The 23,243-nt window shown below is 57.1% G+C and carries 23 protein-coding genes; 6 read left to right on the top strand and 17 right to left on the bottom strand.

Annotation, left to right across the window (positions count from 1 at the left end; all coding sequences use genetic code 11):
• Nucleotides 1-87 precede the first annotated feature (87 nt).
• The 7 genes from BN874_RS19855 to pilM all read right to left on the bottom strand — a co-directional run bounded on the left by BN874_RS19855 (nucleotide 88) and on the right by pilM (nucleotide 10,726).
• Nucleotides 88-519: a DUF29 domain-containing protein gene (locus BN874_RS19855; protein WP_034436250.1), complete on the bottom strand. Its 432-nt coding sequence runs from the start codon at nucleotides 517-519 to the stop codon at nucleotides 88-90.
• Between the two features lie 86 nt (nucleotides 520-605).
• Entirely contained in the window at nucleotides 606-5,468 is a 4,863-nt protein-coding gene (locus BN874_RS19850) for a putative Ig domain-containing protein (RefSeq protein WP_034436248.1), read from the bottom strand.
• Between the two features lie 39 nt (nucleotides 5,469-5,507).
• Entirely contained in the window at nucleotides 5,508-7,760 is a 2,253-nt protein-coding gene (locus tag BN874_RS19845; protein WP_081756546.1) for a type IV pilus secretin PilQ, read from the bottom strand.
• A gap of 15 nt (nucleotides 7,761-7,775) precedes the next feature.
• Nucleotides 7,776-8,375 (bottom strand): pilus assembly protein PilP, encoded by a 600-nt coding sequence (locus BN874_RS19840; RefSeq protein ID WP_051498118.1) that lies wholly within the window; start codon nucleotides 8,373-8,375, stop codon nucleotides 7,776-7,778.
• Entirely contained in the window at nucleotides 8,372-9,055 is a 684-nt protein-coding gene (locus BN874_RS19835) for a type IV pilus inner membrane component PilO (RefSeq protein WP_051498117.1), read from the bottom strand. Before BN874_RS19835 ends, BN874_RS19840 begins: the two co-directional genes overlap by 4 nt.
• The gene (locus tag BN874_RS19830) at nucleotides 9,052-9,624 is read right to left on the bottom strand and encodes a PilN domain-containing protein (RefSeq protein WP_034436246.1); all 573 of its coding nucleotides are present in this window, start codon (nucleotides 9,622-9,624) and stop codon (nucleotides 9,052-9,054) included. Before BN874_RS19830 ends, BN874_RS19835 begins: the two co-directional genes overlap by 4 nt.
• A 1-nt stretch (nucleotide 9,625) precedes the next feature.
• Nucleotides 9,626-10,726, bottom strand: a complete 1,101-nt coding sequence (gene pilM / locus BN874_RS19825) for a type IV pilus assembly protein PilM (RefSeq protein WP_034436244.1) — start codon at nucleotides 10,724-10,726, stop codon at nucleotides 9,626-9,628.
• 133 nt (nucleotides 10,727-10,859) lie between these two features.
• On the opposite strand from pilM, the gene BN874_RS19820 reads away from it, so the two are divergent.
• Nucleotides 10,860-11,474 carry a hypothetical protein gene (locus tag BN874_RS19820; RefSeq protein ID WP_034436240.1) on the top strand — a complete coding sequence of 205 codons (615 nt, stop codon included), beginning with the start codon at nucleotides 10,860-10,862 and terminating at the stop codon, nucleotides 11,472-11,474.
• A gap of 42 nt (nucleotides 11,475-11,516) precedes the next feature.
• Here BN874_RS19820 and BN874_RS19815 read toward each other — a convergent pair whose 3' ends face one another.
• Nucleotides 11,517-11,789 carry a hypothetical protein gene (locus tag BN874_RS19815; RefSeq protein ID WP_034436238.1) on the bottom strand — a complete coding sequence of 91 codons (273 nt, stop codon included), beginning with the start codon at nucleotides 11,787-11,789 and terminating at the stop codon, nucleotides 11,517-11,519.
• Nucleotides 11,790-12,528: 739 nt separating this feature from the next.
• On the opposite strand from BN874_RS19815, the gene BN874_RS19810 reads away from it, so the two are divergent.
• Together BN874_RS19810 and BN874_RS19805 are read left to right on the top strand one after the other, a co-directional pair.
• Nucleotides 12,529-12,744, top strand: coding sequence for a DUF1289 domain-containing protein (locus BN874_RS19810; RefSeq protein WP_034436237.1), 216 nt, complete (start codon nucleotides 12,529-12,531; stop codon nucleotides 12,742-12,744).
• Between the two features lie 42 nt (nucleotides 12,745-12,786).
• Entirely contained in the window at nucleotides 12,787-13,395 is a 609-nt protein-coding gene (locus BN874_RS19805; RefSeq protein ID WP_051498116.1) for a DUF2889 domain-containing protein, read from the top strand.
• Nucleotides 13,396-13,661: 266 nt separating this feature from the next.
• On the opposite strand, the gene BN874_RS19800 is transcribed toward BN874_RS19805, so the two are convergent.
• The 6 genes from BN874_RS19800 to BN874_RS19775 all read right to left on the bottom strand — a co-directional run bounded on the left by BN874_RS19800 (nucleotide 13,662) and on the right by BN874_RS19775 (nucleotide 16,503).
• Entirely contained in the window at nucleotides 13,662-14,669 is a 1,008-nt protein-coding gene (locus tag BN874_RS19800; RefSeq protein ID WP_034436235.1) for an NAD(P)H-dependent glycerol-3-phosphate dehydrogenase, read from the bottom strand.
• Between the two features lie 3 nt (nucleotides 14,670-14,672).
• Nucleotides 14,673-15,137 carry a protein-export chaperone SecB gene (secB, locus tag BN874_RS19795; RefSeq protein ID WP_034436232.1) on the bottom strand — a complete coding sequence of 155 codons (465 nt, stop codon included), beginning with the start codon at nucleotides 15,135-15,137 and terminating at the stop codon, nucleotides 14,673-14,675.
• Nucleotides 15,138-15,213: 76 nt separating this feature from the next.
• Nucleotides 15,214-15,471, bottom strand: coding sequence for a glutaredoxin 3 (gene grxC / locus BN874_RS19790; RefSeq protein ID WP_034436230.1), 258 nt, complete (start codon nucleotides 15,469-15,471; stop codon nucleotides 15,214-15,216).
• A gap of 20 nt (nucleotides 15,472-15,491) precedes the next feature.
• Nucleotides 15,492-15,923: a rhodanese-like domain-containing protein gene (locus tag BN874_RS19785; protein ID WP_034436229.1), complete on the bottom strand. Its 432-nt coding sequence runs from the start codon at nucleotides 15,921-15,923 to the stop codon at nucleotides 15,492-15,494.
• A gap of 1 nt (nucleotide 15,924) precedes the next feature.
• On the bottom strand, nucleotides 15,925-16,158 hold the full coding sequence (locus BN874_RS19780) for a YgaP family membrane protein (RefSeq protein WP_034436227.1): 234 nt from the start codon (nucleotides 16,156-16,158) through the stop codon (nucleotides 15,925-15,927).
• 36 nt (nucleotides 16,159-16,194) lie between these two features.
• The gene (locus BN874_RS19775; protein WP_034436225.1) at nucleotides 16,195-16,503 is read right to left on the bottom strand and encodes an ArsR/SmtB family transcription factor; all 309 of its coding nucleotides are present in this window, start codon (nucleotides 16,501-16,503) and stop codon (nucleotides 16,195-16,197) included.
• Nucleotides 16,504-16,800: 297 nt separating this feature from the next.
• On the opposite strand from BN874_RS19775, the gene gpmA reads away from it, so the two are divergent.
• The 3 genes from gpmA to BN874_RS19760 all read left to right on the top strand — a co-directional run bounded on the left by gpmA (nucleotide 16,801) and on the right by BN874_RS19760 (nucleotide 19,680).
• Nucleotides 16,801-17,547 carry a 2,3-diphosphoglycerate-dependent phosphoglycerate mutase gene (gene gpmA / locus BN874_RS19770; protein WP_034436222.1) on the top strand — a complete coding sequence of 249 codons (747 nt, stop codon included), beginning with the start codon at nucleotides 16,801-16,803 and terminating at the stop codon, nucleotides 17,545-17,547.
• A gap of 209 nt (nucleotides 17,548-17,756) precedes the next feature.
• Nucleotides 17,757-19,091 carry a S41 family peptidase gene (locus BN874_RS19765; RefSeq protein WP_034436220.1) on the top strand — a complete coding sequence of 445 codons (1,335 nt, stop codon included), beginning with the start codon at nucleotides 17,757-17,759 and terminating at the stop codon, nucleotides 19,089-19,091.
• 43 nt (nucleotides 19,092-19,134) lie between these two features.
• Nucleotides 19,135-19,680: a DJ-1 family glyoxalase III gene (locus tag BN874_RS19760; RefSeq protein ID WP_034436218.1), complete on the top strand. Its 546-nt coding sequence runs from the start codon at nucleotides 19,135-19,137 to the stop codon at nucleotides 19,678-19,680.
• Nucleotides 19,681-19,705: 25 nt separating this feature from the next.
• Here the strand turns inward: BN874_RS19760 and BN874_RS19755 are convergent, their stop codons facing one another.
• From BN874_RS19755 to BN874_RS19745, 3 genes are read right to left on the bottom strand one after another with little or no spacing between them, the layout of a single operon-like run.
• The gene (locus BN874_RS19755; RefSeq protein WP_034436217.1) at nucleotides 19,706-20,326 is read right to left on the bottom strand and encodes a hypothetical protein; all 621 of its coding nucleotides are present in this window, start codon (nucleotides 20,324-20,326) and stop codon (nucleotides 19,706-19,708) included.
• A gap of 18 nt (nucleotides 20,327-20,344) precedes the next feature.
• A complete protein-coding gene (locus tag BN874_RS19750; protein WP_230314501.1) occupies nucleotides 20,345-21,952 on the bottom strand; it encodes a VWA domain-containing protein in 1,608 nt (535 codons plus the stop codon).
• A 7-nt stretch (nucleotides 21,953-21,959) separates the two neighbouring features.
• Nucleotides 21,960-23,183, bottom strand: coding sequence for a toxic anion resistance protein (locus BN874_RS19745; protein WP_034436214.1), 1,224 nt, complete (start codon nucleotides 23,181-23,183; stop codon nucleotides 21,960-21,962).
• Between the last annotated feature and the right edge of the window lie 60 nt (nucleotides 23,184-23,243).

The following is a 23,243-nucleotide window of genomic DNA, read 5'->3' as shown; positions in this document are numbered from 1 at the left end:
CACGGCACTTATCGCTATTCTGAATCAAGGATAAAAGCAACTAGTCGAGCTTTTTGAATTGCTCTACATAAACTTGATCAACGTCCATCAAGGATCCGGCCAGAAATCCCCGGACATGATCTGATCGGCGGACCACAGACAGGCTTCTGGAAAAACCAGCCCGGTTTCTTCGGTCGCCAAAGCCACCCCATCCGCCCAAACTTCCTCCCACCACTGCACATCCGCCAAGGAAGTTTTCAGACTCGGGGTTCGTTGCAAACGCTTGGCAATTGCACGCCGCTGAACCACGATCGTTTGTCGCCCACTGTGACCGCGCCGTTCGGATTGAAACTGCCACTTCAACAGGTGTGCCAGCAATACCGCCATGCGATGAGCCAATTCCCGCTGCTCGCTCTTGCCCACATCGCTAATCTCCTCAGCCACCTGTTCCAAGTCAATCTCAGCAAACCGGCCTGCTCGCAGCAAAGCCGCCTGTTGATTGGCCCAAGCAATCACATCCTGCTGGTAAAGCGTCGCCATTTCATACCCCGCCAAAATTCCTAATATTTCAGCAGACTGTGCGGTGTTGGGTTGCCCATAAAGACGGCAACCCAACTTAACTACTGCTAGGGTACCAGCCTGATGGGCACTACAGCCTTCGCATTTCCAACCGCAAACGTCACTGTCCCTACCGGCGTCCCAGTGGCTGACACCGGTACACTGTTGGTTATGCTGGTGTTGGTCACCGTCACATTAAACAGTGCCGTTGGTCCCGTGGTAGCCAAGGATGAGGGGACGGCAATACTCACATTGGACACAATCGAGTTGCCCTGAGCCGTTATAGTTGTTCCAGTGAGATCACCTGAGAAGCCCGGTAACTCAACCGTCACGGTCACACTACTGCTTACCGACGCAAGAGGCCCAAGACTAGCGCCAGCGACAGGGATAGATAACCCTACACTGGCCGGCGGGATCGTACTCAGTTTCAGCGCAACCTCCTTTTCAACAGAAACTGCGCAATTCGGCAACACGCCAAACGGACTGGGCTGTCCGGGAGGCGATATCTTTTCACTGCCGACATCGGCTGCGCTGGGCGGTAACACAAAGATGGAACTTTGCTCACCTTCACTCCCGTTCACCTTAGTCCGTGCAGTGAGGTTGTTATTGATCCAGCTCGCATATTGCTGTGCGTACAGTACATCGAACTTGCCGAAGCCATCTTTATCGGTGGTGATGGCAGCCACGGAGGTGGTTACCACATTGCCCGGATCCAAATGGCCGTTGTTATTCACATCTTCGCCCGGATCAAGAATGCCATTATTGTTAGTGTCTTCATTGGGGCAACTTATGGCAACCACCGGCACCCACACTACGCCATTCCACACATACTGTCCTTTGCGATACTGCAAAGGAACGGTATTCAAGGTCACCGTTGCCCCTTGAACCGCGCCGCCCACAATGTCATTCACCAGTACGTTGTAGGGCAATGCATAAGTCGTGGGATCAGGCTCAGTAATGGTATTACCGGTGCCGAGCGTAATAAAGACTTCACGCTTGGACACGGTCAATGTAGTGGTCGCCGTCAAGTTGACCGGACTGCTTGCGGTGGCCTGAATCTCCACGCCATTATCAGGGGTGGTACTGGAACCGGCAAAATAAACAACGCTGGCTTGTCCAGAGAAATCCGTTACCGCCGAAGCCGCACTTACTGTACCGCCGCTGGCATCTTTGATCACCTTAAAGGAGATCTGAATACCAGGGACGGGATTGTCGTTGGCGTCACGCACGGTCGCGGTAATGGTGCTCTGACTGGATGTCGACGGCGGCACATTAACCGGAATCGTCGCTGGATCGGCTTGCACCACAAACTTGCTCGGCAGGGGTTCTGTCGAAACAAACTGGATGCTTTTCGGAGCTGAAGCCACCTTGACGGGCTGACCATCCCTGGTGGTATTGCCGGTCGCGGTAATAACAGCCCCCCCCGGCACACTGGAACTAATCGTAGCGAGCAGCGGATTACCTCCGGGATTCGTCACCACCAGAGTGCCCTTGGTCACTACCAAACTGATATCCGCCGGCGATACCAAGCAGCCGTTAGGATCGCCGCAATTCACCAGACTGGTCCAAGTCACCCGGATATTACCGCTGGAATTAATACCAATCACATCTGGTTGATTGGTATTCGCATCCACCACTTCAATGGTGATCTTGTCGGAGGAAGCGGTCAAAGACAATGGTATGGATTCAGCACCACCGCCAACCCAACTTGCTTTAATTTCATCCGTACCATTTTGATTAATCTTCAGATTGACTTCGACCACGCCGCTGGAATTGGTTGTGACCGACAGCGTTGAACCCTTAGCATCGGATTTCGCCGGTGGTAGGGCCAAGCCATTCAGCACCGAGGACACGCTCAACGTCGCTCCAGAAATGCCCACACTCGCCGAATCCTTCAGTTCAAAGATCAGCTTCAAGGTATCGCCGACCAGCACCGACGCTCCAGAATCCACCCCGGACACCTTCAAAGTGGTGCCCGTCACCGTCACATTCACCGGGTTCGCCACAATCTCGCCAGAGACGGCGCCGACCGTGATAATGCGATTGCGCTTGTTACCGCCGGTGGAAAGCGAGGCCGTGGCAACCCCTTTGTCATCGGTGACACTGGTGATCACTTGAATGGTGCCATTGGGCGTTTTACCGTCCGCCTCGGTACTCTTGACCTGGAATTGCACACCGACATCTTTCAGCACCACTCCCTTGCTATCGCTCGCAACAGCGGTCAACGTCACTGACGGCTGGCCCGAAGAAGGCAAATCGGGGCTGCTCACCAGCAAGATCAGGCCGGAAGGGGTGACGGAACCTCCACCCCCCCCGCTTTGCTTCACGGTCAAGGCTAAATTTGCCAGCGCGGTTTTGCCCGCGCCATCCGCTACCTGCATAATCAGATTGAAGACGCCCGGCGAAGTCGGCGTACCTGATAGCACGCCTTTACTGCCGTCAAGGGTGATACCCGCAGGTAAAACCCCGCTGAAAATGGACCAGATGTACGGCGTCTTGCCCCCCGTCGCTTGCAACAACGCGGTATAAAAGGTGCTTGTAGTTCCATCAGGCAGTGTCGACGTCGAAATCGCCAAGGGGTCGCCAGTGCTGCCATCGCCCACCGTGATGGTGAATGCGCCAGATCCGGTCTGCCCCTTGCTATCGGTCGCCTGCACCGAGAAGCTAAAGGTGCCCTCAGTCGTCGGCGTTCCCGTAATCAAGCCCTTACTGGCGTCAAAGACCAAACCCTTTGGCAACGACGCCAAGCCTGATAGCAACTCCCAGGTGTACGGTGGAATCCCACTGTCAGCCTGGAAAACCGCGCTATAGAGTGTACCGATAGTCGCCGTAGTGGGGCCAACCATAGTGACTTTTAGCGAGGTACCACTTCCCACTGTGAGGGTGAACGTCGCAAAGCCGGTCTGCTTCTTGCTATCGGTCGCCTGCACCGAGATGCTGTACACGCCATCGGAACCTGCCGCCGGCGTTCCGGTAATTGAACCGTTACTGCTAAAGCTCAAACCCTGCGGCAACTGACCCGCCAGCAGCGACCAACTGTACGGCGGCACCCCGCCATCGGCCAGGAACACGCCACTGTAGGGCTGACCAACGGTCGCAGTGGCGGTGGTAGGCGGCGTGATCTTCAAGGTGCCCGGCACTGCTACACCCACTTTCAACTCATACTTTGCGGTGCCGCCGGCTGCGGTCTGGAACGGGAAGGTATATTGGCCCGGACTCCTTATATCGACCGACACCTGCAACTGACCGCTCTCATCGGTCTTACCGAACACGCCCTCCGCCGGATTAAAGGTCAACACGAACTCACCGGGTGCCACCACCTGTCCCACCGCTATCAGCACCCCGGCCATCGGCGATCCTTCGTCGTCGGTCAACCGCAAGGTGCCCTTGCAGCTAGCTGTGCCCTGGTCCGTTGCGAACTCGCAGTTGAAAAAGCCATCCATCTTGCCGGCGCCCGGTGACTTGATGGTCACCTTGATCGGGGCCGCCACAAAATCCGACGTAAAATTCAAATCAATCGGCAGTCCACCGGGAATCTGGCCGCTGCTGGCAATCTTAACCGTGGTGCAACCCTCTTCGCCGGTCAACAGCTTGCCCTTGTTGCCCTCTACATCATTGACAGTCACTTTGGCCGGGCCGGTCGATCCGATGTCATAACGGATTTCTGTCGCCGGCAGTGGAGTGAAATTCACGTCCCGCAGGCACATCTGCACATTGGTGGTCCGGTTCGGCCCCAAGCTGGTTGCCGAAACCGTTAGCACCCGGTCGGAGCCATTGGTCACACCCAGATAGACCGATTTGCAATTAGCGCCGTTGATATCGCAGGTATTGAGCATCCCGCAGTAGACATAATCATCAGTACACGCCATCAAAATCGCCGTCTGGCCGACCCGGGTGACCGGATAGGTCAGAATCGTGCTGGCCACTCCGCTGAGATCGGTAAACGACGGCGACAGAATCGCGGCATTTTCGGCATGACCGATCACGTAGGGAATCGCGGCGCGACTGTCCGACCCGAACGGCTTGCTGGCCTGAATCGTCAGGCTCTCCTCACTGGTCACCGTCTGTATCGTGCGATACTGGCCCCCATTCAGCACCAGTCGCTGGAATGGACGCACCCCTTTGGTCAGGAATTGACCGCCGAGCGCACTGAAGTTCAGGCCGTTTTCCTGCGGATCGCCGTTATTGCCGGCGACAAAAAATGCACCGGGATTGTTCGGATAACCGGTGATCGGCGCATCAATCAGGAAGAAGTTGATTTTGGTATTGGGATTGGTCGGATTGCCGTTGGCATCATTGACCACGACGCTGACTACCCGGCTGTAAGCGCCATTCTGGATAGGTGGCGTACCGAAGCGCGATTCCCCTGCGATCACCGCGTTCACATACGGCCCGGTGAATGCTATCGAAGTCGCTGGCCGGCTCTCGCCAACTACCGTGATTTGTACGCTGGAACTCACTGTTTGTTTAGTGTTGGGATCTTGTGCCGAGGCGGTAATAGTCACCGTGCCTGGCGTGGCAGAAGCCTGGAAAAATACGGTAGACAAGCCGCTGGTGCCTTTCACCGGCAGGCTGCGGAAACCCTTGGTCAGATCCGCCGGGTCAAACAGGGTGCCTTGCGCCAGATTGGGCGCCAAATCGAACTGAATATCCGTTGGCAACAACCGTCCATCCTGTTTCACCACCGCCGTGAGGGTGCTGGTATAAGGCAGGCTAGGATTCGGCCCAAAACCGGCCAGATTAACCGGCACACTGGTCTTATCCGCAGAAATCTCGACCGTAATCAATGGCCGTCCGGTGAAACCGCCGCTGCCGCCACCCGGATTGCTAAAAAACTGAGCAACTGCATCGCTGCTCCCCCAACTGACCAGCATCACGGCCAGCAGCAACAACTCAGCAAACCCTTTCAGCCTATCCAGCAACACGCGCATGGCTTCACTCCCCGCGACAATGGTGTTTCTTGAAATGTTTTAACGCTCGGCGACCGCGCCATTCTTCAGAAGCTGCGGCGTCACGAAAATCAGCAACTCACGTTTGATGGTTGAAGTGGTATTGTCCTGGAACAAATAGCCCAACAGCGGAATATCGCCCAACAACGGCACCTTACTCTGGCCTTTGCTCTTGTTCTGCTCGAAGACACCACCCAGCACTACGGTTTCGCCGTTATTCACCAGCACATTGGTCGTCACGTGGCGTGTGTCAATCGAGGGCACGAACCCCCCGCCTTGTTGCGGAACCAACTCACCTACATCATCTTTCTTTATGTCCAACTTCATGCTAACCCGATCATCAGGAGTGATCTTCGGGGTGACTTTCAACTCCAGAACCGCTTTCTTGAATTCAGTGGTCGCTGCGGCACCTATAGTAGTAGGAGCCACCGTATAAGGGATTTCCCGGCCTTGCAGAATAGAGGCTTCCTGATTATCCGCCGTCACTACCCGTGGATTGGAAAGAACCTCGCCATTGCCTTCCTTCTGTAACGCTGACAATTCCAGATCAAGCAGATAATCCGCACCGAGGATGGAGTAGGCGAGGCTGGGCGCGCCCGCCGCCGCCAGATTCACCCCCAACCGCTGGGCCAGAGGCGGCACCGCAACCGGAAACGGCTGCCCGGTACTAATCAGATTGCCGACGGCGCTGTCTACAATGGTACTGGTGCCGGCTAAACTGCCACTGACCGTATTTAAGGTATTACCACCCTGATTAACCCCGGTCACTCCAAAGCGCACCCCGATATCCCGCGCAAAATTGTCGACCGCAATCACTATCCGCGAATCAATCATCACTTGGCGGGTCGGCACATCGAGTTTGGTCACCAGATCGCGAATTTCCGCCAGCTTGTCGGGAATGTCCTTAACGATCAAGCTATTGGTTCGTTCATCCGTCTCCACGGTGCCACGCGGCGACAGAATACTTCCCTTATCCTTGTCCTGCGTTTTCAACAATTTCGCCAAATCACCGGCCTTGGCATAATTGATCTGGATGATTTCAGTGCGCAGCGGAATCAATTCATCCACCACCTTGCGCGACTCCAAATCCAGCTTCTCTCGCGCCGCCACTTCCTCGGTCGGCGCAATGAAAATCACATTACCGTTCTGGCGCATGGACAGACCCTTGGTCCGCAAAATAATGTCCAGCGCCTGATCCCACGGCACATTCTGTAAGCGCAGGGTCAAATTACCCTTCACGCTATCGCTGACCACAATGTTCAGCCCGGTGAAATCGGCCAGGATTTGCAGGATCGCCCGCACCTCAATATCCTGGAAATTCAGCGACAGTAAATCGCCGACGTACTTCTTCTTGGACGGATCGAACTTCGCCTCCTTATCTTCCTCTTCCTTGGATTTCTGCGGCGGGCGCACCTCAATCACATAAAGATCATTGGCCTGATAGGCCAAAAACTCGAACGGCGGATTAGGTTTGATAGTCAAGCGGGCGTTGCCGCCCCGGTTCAACGCCTCCAAAAGCGTGACCGGCGTCGCAAAATCGGTCACATCCAGGCGCCGCTCCTGGCCACGTTTCAGTGCTGCCCCCTGAAAATCAGCAATGATCTGGTTGCCTTCCTGCCGCACGTCCACTGGAATACCGGGATTGGACAGCCTGATCGTAATCACGCCCTGCCCGCCCGGCCCGCGCTTGAAATTGACATCACTGACATTGCGCGGGGTCGTCACCGGCCCATCGGCATTGGCCTGCCGCGAACTCGCCGCTGCCTTGACCGACGTCACCGGAGTCGCCGCCGGAGTCTTGGCGGCAGTTGCGCCGGCGTTTTCCAGCGTCAGTAACACCGCGTTACCCTGCACCTGCACGTTATAGGGCACCAGTCGCGCCAGATTGAGCGAAGCCCGAGTCCGGTCGGCGCCTTCCAGCACACTGATCTTGTCGGCCACTCCGACATTGATCGGCTGCTGCCGGGTATCCAGACCGTTGGTAGTCCCCAGAAAATCCAGCACGATTCGCGCCGGTTCATTGATAGTGAAACTACTCGGCGGCCCCTTGGGCGGCCCCGACAGTCGGAAGCGAATCTGCAACCGATTACCGGACAGCGGACTAATATCTACCGCCTGCAACACCACCGGATCGGTTTCCGCGGCAACCGCGACTCGCCCGCCCCCCGCCAGCGCTATGCATCCGATCAACCCGATCACCGCCAACCCAAGCGGCAACCAGCCTCCGCCTGACCGTCGGTCATGTTGGCCTTCACTCGTGGACCTGCTTATCATGACTTCCCCCTACGATCATTGGGTAAGCGACAGCAGCGAATCCCGCTCCTGCCAGCGTCCGGGCCCGTCCGGAACAATCTCTTTCAACTCGACCCGCTGCTCCGTAATACCGGTGATCTTGCCGTGGTTCATACCCAGATAATTGTTCTTTTGAACCCGATGCACCACACCATCAGGCGCCAGAATCAGCGCCCACAACTCGCCGCCGTTGCCGCTGCCCATGCGGAACGTACCCATCATCTTGAGCGAACCCAGCGAATATTTCTCCAACTCCTCCCGAACCCGGTTTGGATCAGGTCGCGGCCCGGTGTAATTGGCACCACTCTGCTGCACCTTAGCCGATATTTCTCCCAGCTCGTCGGGATCACCGGCCCACGCCGCCACCACAAACGGATCCTTGCCCCCTTGTGCCGTATAGGAAAAAGGCGTGTAGGCTTTAATTTCCGGCGGTGGATCGAGCTTTTTGACCGGCGTGGTGCGCTTGGTGGTTTCCACGAACTGCTGCACCTTGGTCAAATCCGGCTGGGCGCAACCCACCAGCACCGCGACCATCACCCCCGGCACTACCATGCCGTGTGCGGATACTACCCGCTCCCACCACAAACGCAGGTTCATTTCTTGGTCGCCCCCTTCTGCGGCGGACCGCCCTGGCCCGCCGGCGCACCGACATCAGTCCCATAACGATAGGTTTGCAGCGTCGCCTGAATGTTGAGCGGTTCATTATTGATTTTAACGCCTTTCGCGTCCTTGCCGCCCTTCACCTCCTTGCCACTCGCACCGGTCAGGGTCGCATTCTCCAGCGTCACGATCCGCGACAGCGCCGCGACCCCGCTCACAAACGCGCCAAACTGATGGTAAGTTCCTCGCGCCTTGATCGTGATCGGCTTCGCCGCATAAAAGTCCCGAGGCTGATCGGCCTCGGGTTTGAAGAGTTCAAAGTCCAGACCATTCTTTTTGCCGGTATTAGACACATCTTCCAGCAAGTCCGGCATTTCCGTACCGGTCGGCAACTGCCGCAGCATGACCTCCAAATCAGCCTCCATCTGCTTGAGCTGCGCCCGGAACGCTTCAATGTTGGCCGTCACCCGCTGCTTCTCAACGAACTCCTGTCGCAGCGTCTGTTCCTCGCGCGTTACTCGATCCAACTCATCCAGCCGTTCGCTGGTGAAGAAATAATAACCAGCGCCCAACACTGCGGCGACAGCCAGAACCACCAACACAATCTTGCCCGCCAACGGCCAATCGCCCGCCTCGCGCAGATCAATGTCGCTGAGGTTGATATTGGACAAATTCATGTTTTACCTCCCCCAGCGTCTGAACCTGGCTCCAGCTTTAATGGCACAATCAGCTCGAACACTCGAGCTTGCACGTTGTTCACATTCCGGGTCTCGATGATCTGTAACACCGGCTCACCAAACAGTTTGTTGCTACGAATAGCGCGCATAAACTCGGAGATGATGTTATCGGAGCGGGCGATACCATTGAGCGTGACCTGATTATTGGCCGTTTTGAACGCGGTCAGGTAAATATCCTGAGGAATCAGTCGAACCATCTCATCCAGCATCCGCACCATGCCCGGACGGCTGGTCTGCAATTTCTGGATGACATTGAGACGTTCTACCAACTGGTTCCGAGTCTTCTGCAACTCCTGCAACTCCTCAGCCGCTTTCTTGAGCCGGGCGATCTCACCACGCAGATAGTTGTTGCGCTCCTGCTGGTAGTCAATGCGGTGGGCGATCTCGGTCTGTATCAGAAACACGGCACCCGCAGCGATCAAGGCGGCTCCAGCCAGCATCCCGAACAGTTCTCGCTGCCGCTGAGTGCGGCGCATTTCACGCCAAGGCAACAAATTAATGCGCGTCATCTCAGTCGAAGCTCCTCAGGGCCAGACCGCAAGCGACCGCCAATAACGGCGCATCGCGTAACAAGGCACTGCTGTTCACTTTCGAGGCGCTCCCCATATTTCTGAAGGGATTAGCCACAACCGCCGTGATGCCAAGAATATCCGCCACCACCCGATCCAACCCCATAATCATCGCGCCACCGCCCACCAGGGCAATGGTATCTACATTATAGCGACCGGAAACGAATTGGTCGGAGGAAAAAAAGAACTGCAAGCCATGACCAATCTGCTCGGCGAGCATCTGTTTGAACGGCTCCAGGATCGTGGTGGCAAAATCGTCGGCGACCTGCCCCGAACGCTTGGCCTGTTCAGCTTGCTCCCGGGTCAGGCCATAAGCCTCAGCCACTCGAACAGTAAGCTGGTCGCAGCCAAAGCCCTGTTCGCGGGTAAAAATAATGTGGTCGTCCTGCAGAATGTACAAATTGGTGATGGTGGCGCCGATATCCACCAGCGCCGTCAAGCTGTCTCGCGGCTTATCCAGGCTGATCTGCCCTCCGCTGCTCGCCTTGGGCAGACTCTCCAGCAACAGCCGAAAGGTATTTTCCAGCGCGTAAGCCTCAACATCCACAATCGCCGGAGTCAGACCCGCTTCCTTCAGGGCGGCTTCGCGGGTATCCACATTCTCCTTGCGGGTAGCCACCAGCATGATGTCCTGCATCTCGTTGCTGGCGCGAGAAAGACCCTTGTTCTCGAAATCCAGATAGATTTCTTCGATGGGATAGGGAATGTACTGGGCGGCTTCAATCGAGATATTGGTCTCAATGTCGCTTTCCTTAAACTCCGCTGGCATCGGCACGGTGCGCGTAATCACGCTGGAGGTCGGTACGGCGACAGCGGCACGGCGGGTGCGCGTACCCGCTTTGCGGCAGGCTCGCTTGATCGCCTCCGCCATTTGATCGGTATCCACCGGGTTGCGATCTTCCATCATGCCCTCGCCCAGCGGTTCGATGGCGAAGCTCTCGACCCGGAAGCGTGGCCCAGAGCGGCTCAGTTCGATCAGCTTGATCGCCGATGGACTGATGTCGATGCCCAGAATGGGTTCTTTACGCGTAAACAGAGCCAAGTTACCCTTCCTCAACCAATTCAGAGTGGACGAATCAAACCGGTATCTCTGCCAAATATAGCAAACAAACGCACTCAAAGCGTCAGACCGCAATTTTTTGGCTTAAAGTTTAACCCTACTCTGGGATCTATCCATGACTCACCGACCCCGTACCCACCACCGCATCACGCTCTTGCTGGCCCAAGAGTGCGCCCGGATCATGACCGAAGAAGGCATTCAGGATTTCGGGACTGCCAAGCGCAAGGCCGCACTGCGCCTTGGAATTCCTGACAAAGCGGTACTACCGGACAACACGGCGGTCGAACAGGCTTTGATCGACCGCCAGCGGTTGTTCCATGCCGACCATCAGCCGCTTCGCTTGCGCGGCCTGCGTGAAACCGCCTTGGAAGCCATGCATTTCCTCGCCTGCTTCCGGCCCAGACTGGTCGGATCGGTGCTGAGTGGCGCTGCCAGTTCTCATGCGGGCGTCCACCTGCACCTGTTCGCCGAACCCATCGAGGAGGTACCGCTATTTCTGATGGAACATCGCATTCCATTCAAAACATCGGAGCGCCGCCTCAAAATGGCCAACGGCACCCCCCTCTGCCAACCGGTTTTTAGTTTCACCGCTGGCGACACTCCCATTGACCTCACGATTTTCGCACTGCTGGCTGAACGGGAAGCACCGCGCAGCCCAGTGGACGGCCGGCCCATGCGCCGGGCCGGCTTGGCTGAAGTCCAGGCTTTGCTGGCTGGGGATCCCGCCTGAGCGCCACCGGGGCGGCCGATCCAATCGTCTGATGCGACTGACTCACGCTGAGGCCCGGTTGTTCGGATGAGTCTCCACAAAATGCTTGAGTACCAGCTTTAACTGCAAAGCTTTCTCGGCATGACCGCGCCGGCGTGCTTCATCAATGTCATCCAGAATGATGCGCTTGATCATCGGCACCCCTTCTTCGGTATGCACCATGTAGCTACCCAGTTCCAGCGCCGCCATTTCCGGCAAATGCTCGTGTTGGGCGATGGCTTCAATCTCTTCCTCGGTCAGGTCGCTTAATTCCACACAATCTTGATAGGTCAACATGACGCTCCCTCCTTAATCGTTTGGTGTTGTTAGGATCAAACCCGGTTCAACAGCATGGCCAAGCACGGCCCGATCACTTCTGAATCCTTTCAATTAAAGGTTAAACCTGACGCTGCGTCCAGACAAGCATAGACCCTATTATCTTTACCCTTAATCCCATTTTCGACCTTGAAGCGACAAAACTGGCCTAACCCCAGATTAAGAAATGGTTTTTTACCCGAATTGCGCGAAAAGCCTCGGCCTTCAGGCCGGGGATGGATAGCGCGGCGAACAAAGTTCGCCGTCTTTTTCTTTGGGTTAGCCATTAGCGCTGCTATCATACTCGGGTCGGGATATGGCGATTGCGCCCCTGATGTTAGAGCTTCTTTGGCAATTTAAGAGATGCGGTTCTGCTCAAAAGAGGGGCAGGTAAAATCTTAATCGTGTTCAAAAGCATGGGTTTAGGCCGACCTGTTGCCGGTCGGTTGTACCACCTGTGTAGCGATACACAGGGGAGATCAGAGAGCATTCAGTGTTCTCGGTATGGGGCATCATACCCTCTACAGAGGAATCCCCGTCCTTCAGAGCCTGCCCCCGCGTAGGCGGGGGGCGGGGAGGATGTCAATTATTTCCTGACCCGTCTGGGGAGCTTTAACCGGCTGGGCGGCATTTCTCCTGGCGACCTGATTGTTCCTGGATTCGCCATGCGGCGGCGCGGTATCATCACTGCATGACACTGCGAGCAATCCTCATATCCGCCATGACCGCCAACTGTTCGTTCCCGCCTAACGATCCGCCCTCCCCCTGCATTGGCGTCTGCGTCATTCATCCGCAAACGCAACTTTGCGAGGGTTGCTCGCGCACCTTGGACGAAATCGCCGCCTGGTGGGATTACACTCCGAACCAGAAGCGTAGGGTGATCGAACAGTTGGAAACACGGCTGACGCAGATGATGAGCGGTGCCTTCTTCGACTGAAACCGTCAGTCGCTGGCTCACCTAAATTTCTTTGGAGGATTCATGCCGCTCTCCGCTCCCGTCCCACGCCGACTCCTACACCGGCGTATCGTGCAGTGTTGGGGTTACCATCGCGACGATGGGCTGTGGGACATTGAAGGTCAGATGGTGGATACCAAAACCTACCCTTTTCCTAACGAAGACCGGGGCGGCGCTATCCAGGCCGAAGAACCGCTGCATGACATGTGGATTCGACTGACGGTAGACGATCAGTTTTGCATCCATGGGGTTGATGTTCGCACTGACGCCGCGCCCTTTGGTCTCTGTCCCGCTATCGTTAGCCGCTATCAGCAACTGATCGGGGTACGGATCGGGCCGGGGTGGTCGCTCAAACTGCGGGAACTGTTCGGCGGGGTGCGGGGCTGTACTCACATGACCGAGCTGCTCGGCCCGGTTGCCACGACGATGTTCCAGACGGTGTACGGTCAGCGTTACGACGAGGATGATGCCAAATCAGCGGAGGATCGCCCGCCGCCGCCGGTGCTGAACACCTGCCATGCCCTGTCCAGCGATAGCGCGGTGGTAAAAAAGCGCTGGCCGAAGGTTTATACCGGACCGGATCGGGAGACGGACAAACACTACCGACCGTTACTGGATGATTGTCTGACTTGAACAGGACTTTCGCTTTCCGTCATTCCCGCACCAGCGGGAATCCAGTAAGCCACTGAAAAGCATGGATACCCGCTTTCGCGGGTATGACGAATTTAAGAGACTGTCGCAAAACTCGCCATTGATTTTGAACAAAAATTTAGCGCGGAACCCGCTTCTAGCCAGTTTTAACCCGACTCCACCATTAAGCAGATCAATAACTTAGTTTTTAGACAGTCTCTAAGGGGCTTGGCGAAAGTCCTGTTGAACAACGCTGTTGCTACATGCGCTCAGACTGCTTCCGGTTTCGGATCACGCGCCAGCAACATTTCCACTGCCCGACGCGGATTCTGACTGTGATGGAGTACTTGATCGACTTGCTCCGTAATCGGCATTTCCACCCGATGTTGCAGCGCCAGCCGCATGACCTCATGCGCCGTTACTGCCCCTTCAACCACTTGGGCAATCATGGCGAAGGCGGTCTCGGCGGTTTCGCCCCGGCCTATCGCTAAACCAAACCGGCGGTTGCGCGACTGGTCATCGGTGCAGGTCAACACCAGATCCCCAATGCCGGCCAGCCCCATGAAAGTTTCGCGCTGCCCCCCCACCGCCAGTCCCAGCCGCACCATTTCCGCCAGTCCACGGGTGATCAACGCCGCCCGGGCGTTAGCGCCAAAGCCCAAACCGTCGGCGATACCGGCGGCTATCGCCAGCACATTCTTGACGGCCCCCCCCAACTCAACGCCGATCACATCGGCGCTGGTGTAAGCGCGCAGGTTGGAACCGTGCAGCAGCGCCGCTACCCGATGCGCATGATCAGTGTCCTGGGAGGCGACGGTAACAGCGGTCGGCAAGCCAAGAGCGACTTCCCGGGCGAAACTGGGGCCGGAAATAATCGCCGCAGGCCATCTCTCGCCGAGGATGTCCGCCGTGACCTGGTGCAGAAACCGCCCGCCACCCGGTTCCAGACCTTTGGTGGCCCAAGCAAAACCGGCATCCGCTGGCAAATGAGGCCGCAGCCGAGCCAGTGTCGCCGCGTAGGCGTGGCTGGGAACGACCATCAGCGCCAATTCAACCCCTGCCAGAATTTCTGCCAGATCGGCGCTGACCATCAGGGCCGGTGGAAAGGGGATACCGGGCAAATAGCGGCGGTTCTCCCGCTCCCGGCGCAGTGGCACAATTTCAGCAGGATCGTGACCCCACAAGCGAACCGTGTGGCCGTTACGCACCAGTAATAATGCCAGCGCGGTACCCCAGGAACCCGGGCCGAGTACCGCGACTGTCGCGACGCTAATCATCCCTTAGTGCGCCGTCACCGGAGCCGCCTCCGCCTCTTGCTGCTGCAACCGCTGCATGTAGATGCCGTCGAAGTTAATCGGATTGAGCAGTACCGCCGGAAACCCCCCCTTACCAATCAGGGACGCCAGCTCTTCACGGGCGAACGGGAACAGCAGGTTTGGGCAAAAGGCGTGCAGCATGTGACCCATCTGTGGTTCGGGAAAGCCTCGCAGGGTAAACAATCCTCCTTGCTGAACTTCAGCCAAGTAAGCGGTGCGTTCGCCGATCTTGCTGGTCACCGTCACCGTCAACACGACTTCAAACAAGTCCTCGGTCAGCGGTGTAGCACCCGTTTCCAGCCGTACTTCGGTCTGCGGCTGCCATTGCTCGGTAAAAATCATCGGGGAATTTGGCGTCTCCAGCGAGACATCCTTGAGATACACCTTCTGGATTTCAAAATGCTGGGGAACCTGCGGTTGCTCGCTCATGCCAATACCTTGTTCAGTGAATGATGGGGTTGATTAAAACGGATAGCTCTGCGGGAAATATTGATCCGCAGCGGATTTACGGGTTTTTCAGCAACGGTTCCAATCCACCGCGCTGATCCAGGGCGAATAGATCGTCGCAACCACCAATGTGCTGATCGCCGATGAAGATTTGCGGCACGGTGTCGCGGCCGGTGCGCCCAGACATTTCCGGCCACAGGCGCGGATCGCGGTTCACATCCAGCACCGTGTAAGCAGCGCCCTTGCGGTCCAGCAGCGCCCGCGCCCGCCGACAGTAGGGGCAGGACTCTGAAGCATACATGACAATATCGGGCATCGCGGAACTCCGAGGCGGGGTCAGGATTTCTTGCGACTGATCGGCAACTTGGCATCCAACCAAGTCGGTAACCCCCCATTCAAGCTATGAACATTGGTAAACCCGTTTTTCTTGAGCAGGGTGCAAGCCGACTGCGAAGTGGCGCCAGTACGGCAGTAGAGAACTATCGGCTTGTCCTTGATCTTGGCCAACTCACCCAACCGCTCCTGCAACGCATTCAATGGAATATGCCGCGCCTGCGCGATATGGCCGTCCTTGTATTCACCCACATTGCCAACATCCACGATCACCGCATCCTGATCGTTGAGCAGCCGCAAGACGCCAGCGGCGTCAAGGGCGCTCACCCCACGCACCTTGCGCAGGACTTCACTGCCGACCAACATACCAGCGATAGCGAACATTGCCACAAATAACAGCCAATTGTGCAGGGCGAATTCGATAAAATCTCTCATCTCAGAGTTCCTTTGGCATAGTCTCAGGGCTGGCCTTGTTGACGCCCAGCTTCCACAACATCATCTCCGCCGGACAAAAGCGGGTGAAGCCGCTCTGGAACAGGTTGAAACCGACGAAAGCCGTGAACCACAGCCAGTAGCTGCTGTGATAGAGCGGGCTGGCCGGCGCGCCCAGCAGCAGCGACAACAGAATGAAAGATCCAGCCATGATCCGGATAATCCGCTCACTATTCATCGATAGATCTCGCAAAGTTAGGAGGCGGGATCGAACTCAATCTCGCGCACAGAATATTTCCCGCATCATCCCGAGCAGGCGCAGGGTGCCGGGATCGCCCACCCGATAATAGACACGATTGGCATCCTTGCGGCAGGTCAGAATTCCCTTGTCGCGCAGAATCGCCAGATGCTGGGAGATGTTGCTCTGGGAGGTGCCGACGTGGCTAACGATGTCTTGAACGCTGACTTCCCGGTCGCCCAGCGTACAGAGGATTTTGAGCCGCAACGGATGCGACATCGCCTTGAGCGAGCGCGAGGCTCGCTCGATATCGTCATCGCGGGTCAACAGAAAATCCAGGGGCATCCCTGTATTGGCACTCTTTCGCGCCTCGATGGCGTATTCATTACGTACCATGTTCCAACCAAGCCTTGCCTAAAAATTTCATCAATCAGCATAACTGAATATAGCGATATTGAGAAACTGCGTACACTCTCCACCAGGTTGGAACACCGGGCGCGGCTGGCGAAACCGGCGGACCGGGCGTATGATCAGGCCGCAAAATTTCCATACGATGCTAGAATTTACCCCTATGCCGTCGGTACCGAGACCGACCTCACATCGTGACAACCACTACAACTGAAATTAGAGGAGGCATTTTTTATGTACAAAATCGTACTCATCCGCCATGGTGAAAGCCAGTGGAACATGGAAAACCGCTTCACCGGCTGGGTGGACGTAGACCTGTCCGACAAGGGCCGCGAGGAAGCCAAAAAAGGAGGTCAAGCGCTCAAGAAAGAGGGTTATGTCTTCGATGTGGCCTTCACGTCAGTACTCAAGCGCGCCATCCACACGCTGTGGACGGTGCTGGATGAGATGGATCTGGCCTGGATTCCGGTTCATCGGAGCTGGCGGCTGAACGAACGCCATTACGGCGCCTTGGCCGGCCTGAACAAATCCGAAACTGCGGCCAAACACGGCGAGGAACAAGTCAAAATCTGGCGGCGCAGTTTTGATGTTCCGCCACCGGCGCTTGAACCGAGTGACCCGCGTCATCCGGTCCATGACCCGCGCTACGCCAGTCTTGACCCGTGCGTATTGCCAGGCACTGAAAGCCTCAAGACCACCATTGATCGGGCACTGCCGTTCTGGCATGACAATATCGTTCCGGCAATCCGCGCCGGCAAGCGGGTTGTCATCGCCGCGCATGGCAATAGCCTGCGCGCCTTGGTCAAGTATCTCGACAACATGTCCGACGAGGATATCATTGCGCTGAACATCCCGACGGCCGTCCCACTGGTCTATGAACTGGACGCCAACCTGCGCCCCATCAAGCACTACTACCTCGCTGACCCCGAAGAACTCAAGAAGCTGATGGACGCTGTTGCCAATCAAGGCAAAGCCAAGTAAGCGACGCAACCCCGATCCCCGCAGTTGCGATAACCCGGCGCTGGTTGAAAGAACCGGCGTGCGGGAATCCGTTAAATCTGCCTGTTTTCGTAACGATTTCCCCTCCCGCCCCGCAATTTTCGAGAATCGCTTGTTGTCTCATGTCAGGAATTGGCTAACTATTCCTGGTTATCCTTGGCTGCAACCAAAAAATGGTTTCTGGAGTGACGATGAGTGCTGTAACCCGACACGGTCTGGCGCTGGCATTGAGTTTTATGGCGGGGGTTTCGCTGACGGCGGTTCATGCGGTTTGGGCCGAAAAGGAAGTGCTGCCGGAAAACCGGCTACCGCTGGATGAGTTACGTACCTTCACCGGTGTACTTGACGCCGTCAAACAGGATTATGTGGAGCCGGTCAAAGACAAGGACCTGCTGGAAAATGCAATTCGCGGGATGTTGAGCAACCTCGACCCGCATTCGGCTTATCTGGACGCCGAGGCGTTCCAGGATTTGCAGATCGGCACTTCCGGCGAGTTTGGCGGACTCGGTATTGAGGTGAGCCAGGAAGAGGGCTTCCTCAAGGTCATCGCCCCGATTGACGATACACCGGCGCAGCGGGCCGGGATTCGCTCCGGCGATCTCATCATCCGGTTGGACGACACCTCGGTTAAAGGAATGTCGCTGGCGGATGCAATTCAGCGAATGCGCGGTAAGCCCAACACACCGATCACTCTGACTATCGTGCGGGAAGGGGTGCGAAAACCGCTCAAATTTAAGCTGATCCGCGAAATCATCCAAGTCAAGAGTGTCAAGAACCGTCTGCTCGATCCAGGCTTCGCTTATGTGCGCATCACTCAATTCCAATCCAAGACTGCCCAAAATCTGCGGCAGGCGTTTCAGGAACTCGAACAGCAGAACAAAGGCCCACTGCGGGGCATGGTGCTGGATTTACGCAACAATCCGGGGGGCATACTGAATGGCGCGGTAGAAGTCGCCGACGAATTTCTCGAAAGCGGCGTTATCGTCCAAACCAAAGGCCGTGGCAGTGATTCCGACCAGAGTTTCAAGGCTACGCCCGAAGACCTGTTGAAAGGTGCTCCGCTGGTGGTGTTGGTTAATGGCGGTTCGGCATCAGCTTCAGAAATTGTTGCCGGCGCACTGCAAGACCACCGCCGCGCCCTCATCCTGGGTGAGCGAACCTTTGGCAAAGGCTCAGTGCAAACCATCCTGCCGCTGGGCAACGGTACTGCAGTCAAATTGACCACCGCTCGCTATTACACTCCAAATGGCCGCTCCATTCAGGCCGAAGGCATCGAACCCGACATTAAGGTTAAGCCGCTCAAGATCACGGTGGGCGACAACAACGCGGACTCGGATTTCACCAAGGAAGCCGACTTGACCGGCCACCTGCGCAACGACCGCAGCGATAAAGTTGAAAACGCCCCGGCTGACAGCGCCGCCACGCCAAAAACCGACGGTGATCTGGCGCAAAGCGATTATCAACTCTCCGAAGCCCTGAATCTGCTCAAGGGCATGATCCTGTTGCAAAACCGTAAGAGCGGCTAACCGTCAGCTCGTCACCTGCATTCGCTCAGAGGAGCCATTCCCCATGTCTACTGTGCTTGTTCCCCTCGCTCACGGCTGCGAGGAACTGGAAGCTGTTACCGTTATTGATTTGCTGCGTCGGGCGGGCGTAAGCGTAACGGTGGCGGGGCTGGAAGCCGGTCCCGTGACCGCTTCGCGGGGGGTGGTACTGCTGCCCGAAACCACGTTGAACGACATTCTGGATCAGGACTTCGATATGGTGGTACTGCCGGGCGGCTTGGGCGGCGCGCAACGGCTGGAAGCTGACCGGCGGATTGCGGCGTTGCTGCGCCGGATGGCGGAACAGGGCCGTTTTGTTGCTGCTATTTGCGCTGCGCCGCGAGTGCTGGTCAGCGCCGGGCTATTGAAAGATCGCGAAGCGACGGCTTATCCGGGCATTCTCGACGACCAGCCGGAGATTCGATTGAGCAGTGCTGCGGTGGTGCGCGATGGCACCTTTATTACTTCACGCGGCCCCGGCACCGCCATCGATTTCACTCTGAGTCTGATTGAAATTCTGTGCGGGCACGAACAACGCGATACCGTTGAAAAAGCGTTGCAACGATCTTGATTCTTCCGCAGCGCCCAGCCTCGTTTTATCTGCCAGCCAACCACACCCCGCCATCGCGGAACTTATCTTCCAGAAAGCGTCCGTGAACCAGGAGTTGTTCACTGTCGCGATGGTGGATGTCGGCGGCGATTTCCCGCATCTTGCCATCGAGCAATTCGAGTTGTTCCAGCAAAATCTGATGGGCGTTCTTACCATCGCGCAGCGGGTGCAGTCGGGCAAAGGCCGGCGGCAAGGCCAAATAGCTCTGCAAGGCAGCGGGCAAATAGTCCAGCACGGTCTGCCGGATAACATGGGTATTGTGGCTACCGCCGTCGAATTCGCCCAAACGCGGCAACACCTCCAGGATGGTCGCGGCAATCGCTTCGACCTTGGCCAGAATGTCCGCTGCTACCCGACGCCGAATGGAAGCGATCAGTTCGTTCAAACTGGCCGCCAACGCCGCGTTATCCAGTTCGTGGCTCAAAGCCAGTTGCTGACCCACGGGGCGCGGCGTCGCCAGCCAACCGCCCAGATAAAGCCCGGCCACAATCAGCAGCCAATAATTGTGAATCAATCCGGCGAAGTACAAGCTCAATCCGCCCAAGCCCAGCAGGCAGCCAACGATATTGGGTGTCCCATATAAAAACAGCAGCAGCAGACGTTTCATGATTCAGGCGTTCCGCGCTCACTGGTAGCCACGAATGACCTTGAACACCTGGCTCAATGAGCCGGAACGGCCATCAAACACCCGCCCTCCGGTCGCTTCCGCCAATCGTTTCATGACTTTCACATCGCCTTCGCCGAACAGCACCGGGAAAACCCGGACCTGCCGGACCGCTTCCGGCAGCTTGCGATAGGTGGACATGAACTCGGCTTCCGACAGCCCTTCATTACTCTCGCCGTCGGTCATCAGCACAATGGAGTAATAGCGGCTTAGATCGTTGCGTTGCGCCTCCCCGGCGATTTCATAGGCTCGCTGCAACGCCGAGAAAATCGCAGTTCCACCTCTTGGCTGAAGCGTCAGCGCCGCTTGCCTGATCGCCCGCATATCGTTGCCCTCGGCGGCGGTATCGCCCACCTGGAAATTCTGAGCAGGCTGCACGTCGCTGCTAAAGGGGATGAAAGTAATCCGCTCCCGGCTGCGGAACCGGGCAAAGCGCCCGCTCAAACTCCGGTCAGCGCCGGCCAGATTCACCAAGGCGGTCTTGAGCTGCTGGATGCGTTCGCCGCTCATCGAACCGCTGGTGTCCAGCACAAACAGGGCATGACCGGGGCGGCGCTGCTCGTCGAGGTAAGCAAACAGCAGCCGATCAATCACTTCCAGACTGTTGGGGAACGGCAATTCCACCAGCAGGCGATCAGAAAAGCGCGCATCCGGCTTGACTGCCGCTATCGCCGGGCGACGCAGGGTCAAATCCATGATTTTGCGCTGCGTATCAGGCGTGCGCAGGTAATCCACCACTTTCCGATAGGCTTCGCGCTGAGCGGGATTCAGCAGCATCAACGGATAATCAGCGGTGACGATGCCCTCCTTGGGATAAACCAGAACCAGCTTTTCCCGCAACTGACCGCCCGCGTTCAGCCCCAGCAACACCGATTCGTAGTTGATCATGCCGTTCAGCCGGTCCTGCTCCGAAAGGTAACGCTCGGCCAGCCAGCCGGAACTGCCCGCAGTCAACGCCTGCCCGGCGAAAAATGACTTGAGCGCCGCGCTGTCAATGGTTTCCGGTTTCAAGGTTTCGCCGCTGCCGGAAAAAGCCGCCGCCAGCCCGATCAGCGCGGTGAGGCCAGTATTGGAGGATGTGGGATCGGTCATGGCGTAACGCAGTTCACCGCTGGTGACCTTGGCAGCGATGTCGCGCCAGGTCAGGTTGGAATTGTCAGTCCAACCCCAGATCCGCGCCTGACTTTCCCTTACCCCCAGCACCACCGGCGACAACATGATTTTCTCTTGGGCGGCGACCCGCGAGCCGGCCAGCAGACTGAGATACTTGCCGTGGGAAAACCAGGCCAGATCCGCTTTCTCGCCGCCTGCCAGCCGCTCGGCCCCATCCAGCGAACCGGCGTAATCCATTTGTAGCCGGACGCCGGTTGCCGCTTCCATATCGCGCAGCACCGGTTCCATATCCTGCAATTCGGAACCGGCCAGCACCTTGAGCGTAGTCTCCGGCTCGCGGTTGCATCCGGCGCTCAACACCAGCAGCAGACACAGCGCCAATGCCCACCCACCGAAACCTGTTTTCCGCACCGCTGCCATATTTCCCCCTTTCACCCCGGCCATAGTCTCGATCACCAGCACGTCAAAGCACGAGGTCAGTGGTGGCGGAAGTGGACGAGACCATAATCGTTTCCGCCTCCCGCGCCTGCGTGACGTATTTCTTGGCCTTGTCCACTTCGGTGGAGAGAACCTCCACCGTCTGGCGCATGTTGTCCAGCGCCTTGATTTTGTAGTCGGCCATCATGTCCATCGTCTGATAGATGTTGGAAAACGCGGTCTTGAGCTTGTCGAGGCTGATGGTGGCGCTCACGGCCTGCTGCTGGATTTGCCCGGACTGCTGCTTGAGCATGGCCGAAGTGGACTCGATCAGGTTGCCGGTAGTGGTATTGAGCGCGTTGATCTGGTCGAGCACCAACTTTTGATTCGCCAACGCCTGAGCGACGATGACTGCGGTGCGCAGGGCAGAAACTGTGGTAGTAGTCGCTCGGTCTACGCCCTTGATCAGTTCCAGATTATTTTTGCGGATCATGTCCAGCGCCAGATAGCCCTGGATACTGACCGCCAACTGGGTCAGCAAGTCCTGCACCTTCTGCCGCAGATAGAACAACATTTCCTCCTTGATGATTCGCGCCTTCTCCTGACTTTCAGCCTCGATCTGGCCGATGCGGCCTTCCAGTTCGGTATCAAGCTGTTTACCCACATAAACGTACTGTTCCAGCTTCTGCATCATCGCCCAGAGATTGGCTTTCTCCTGCTCAATGGCAGCGTTGTCCTTGCGCAATTCATCCTGACCGTTATACAGCGCTTGCAGGATGGCGTTGATGTGGCTCTGCGCCGACTGGTATTGCAGAAAATAATCACGCAGCCGATTGCCAAACGGGATGATGCCGAACAGCTTTTTAGGCGCGAACAGATCGCCCTGACGACCCGGATCGAGGTCTTCCACCGTCTTGCGCAAATCGGTGAGGGTGCGGGCGATGGGTGCGCCGTCATCAAATAGGCCACTGCTCAGTGCTTGGGTCGGCCGCTGTAACATCCGGTTGGAAACACTGGCGGCGGAGCGAATTTCGGCGCTGCCCAGATTGTGAATGTTGGCGACCTTGTTCTTGAACTCATCGCTCTGCGGATGCAGGGTCAGCACTGCGGACACAAATTCCTGCACCTTGGCATTGAGGCTGGTGAGCGTCCCCGGTTCCAGCTTGACCATGCTGTGCGCCTTATCGGGCGCGACCGCCGCCACCGGGGCGGGCGGGGTCAGTGGTTCAATCACGGTCTGTTCCGGCGGGGTCAATTCGATAGCGGACATCAGATACGCTCCGTAGACATTCTGTGGTGGAAACGGGGCATTGACGGCGTAGATCGGGCG

The sequence above is a fragment of the Candidatus Contendobacter odensis Run_B_J11 genome, from assembly GCF_000531125.1.
GTDB classification, from domain to species: Bacteria; Pseudomonadota; Gammaproteobacteria; order Competibacterales; family Competibacteraceae; genus Contendibacter; species Contendibacter odensensis.
This window is presented reverse-complemented; position numbering and strand designations above follow the sequence as displayed.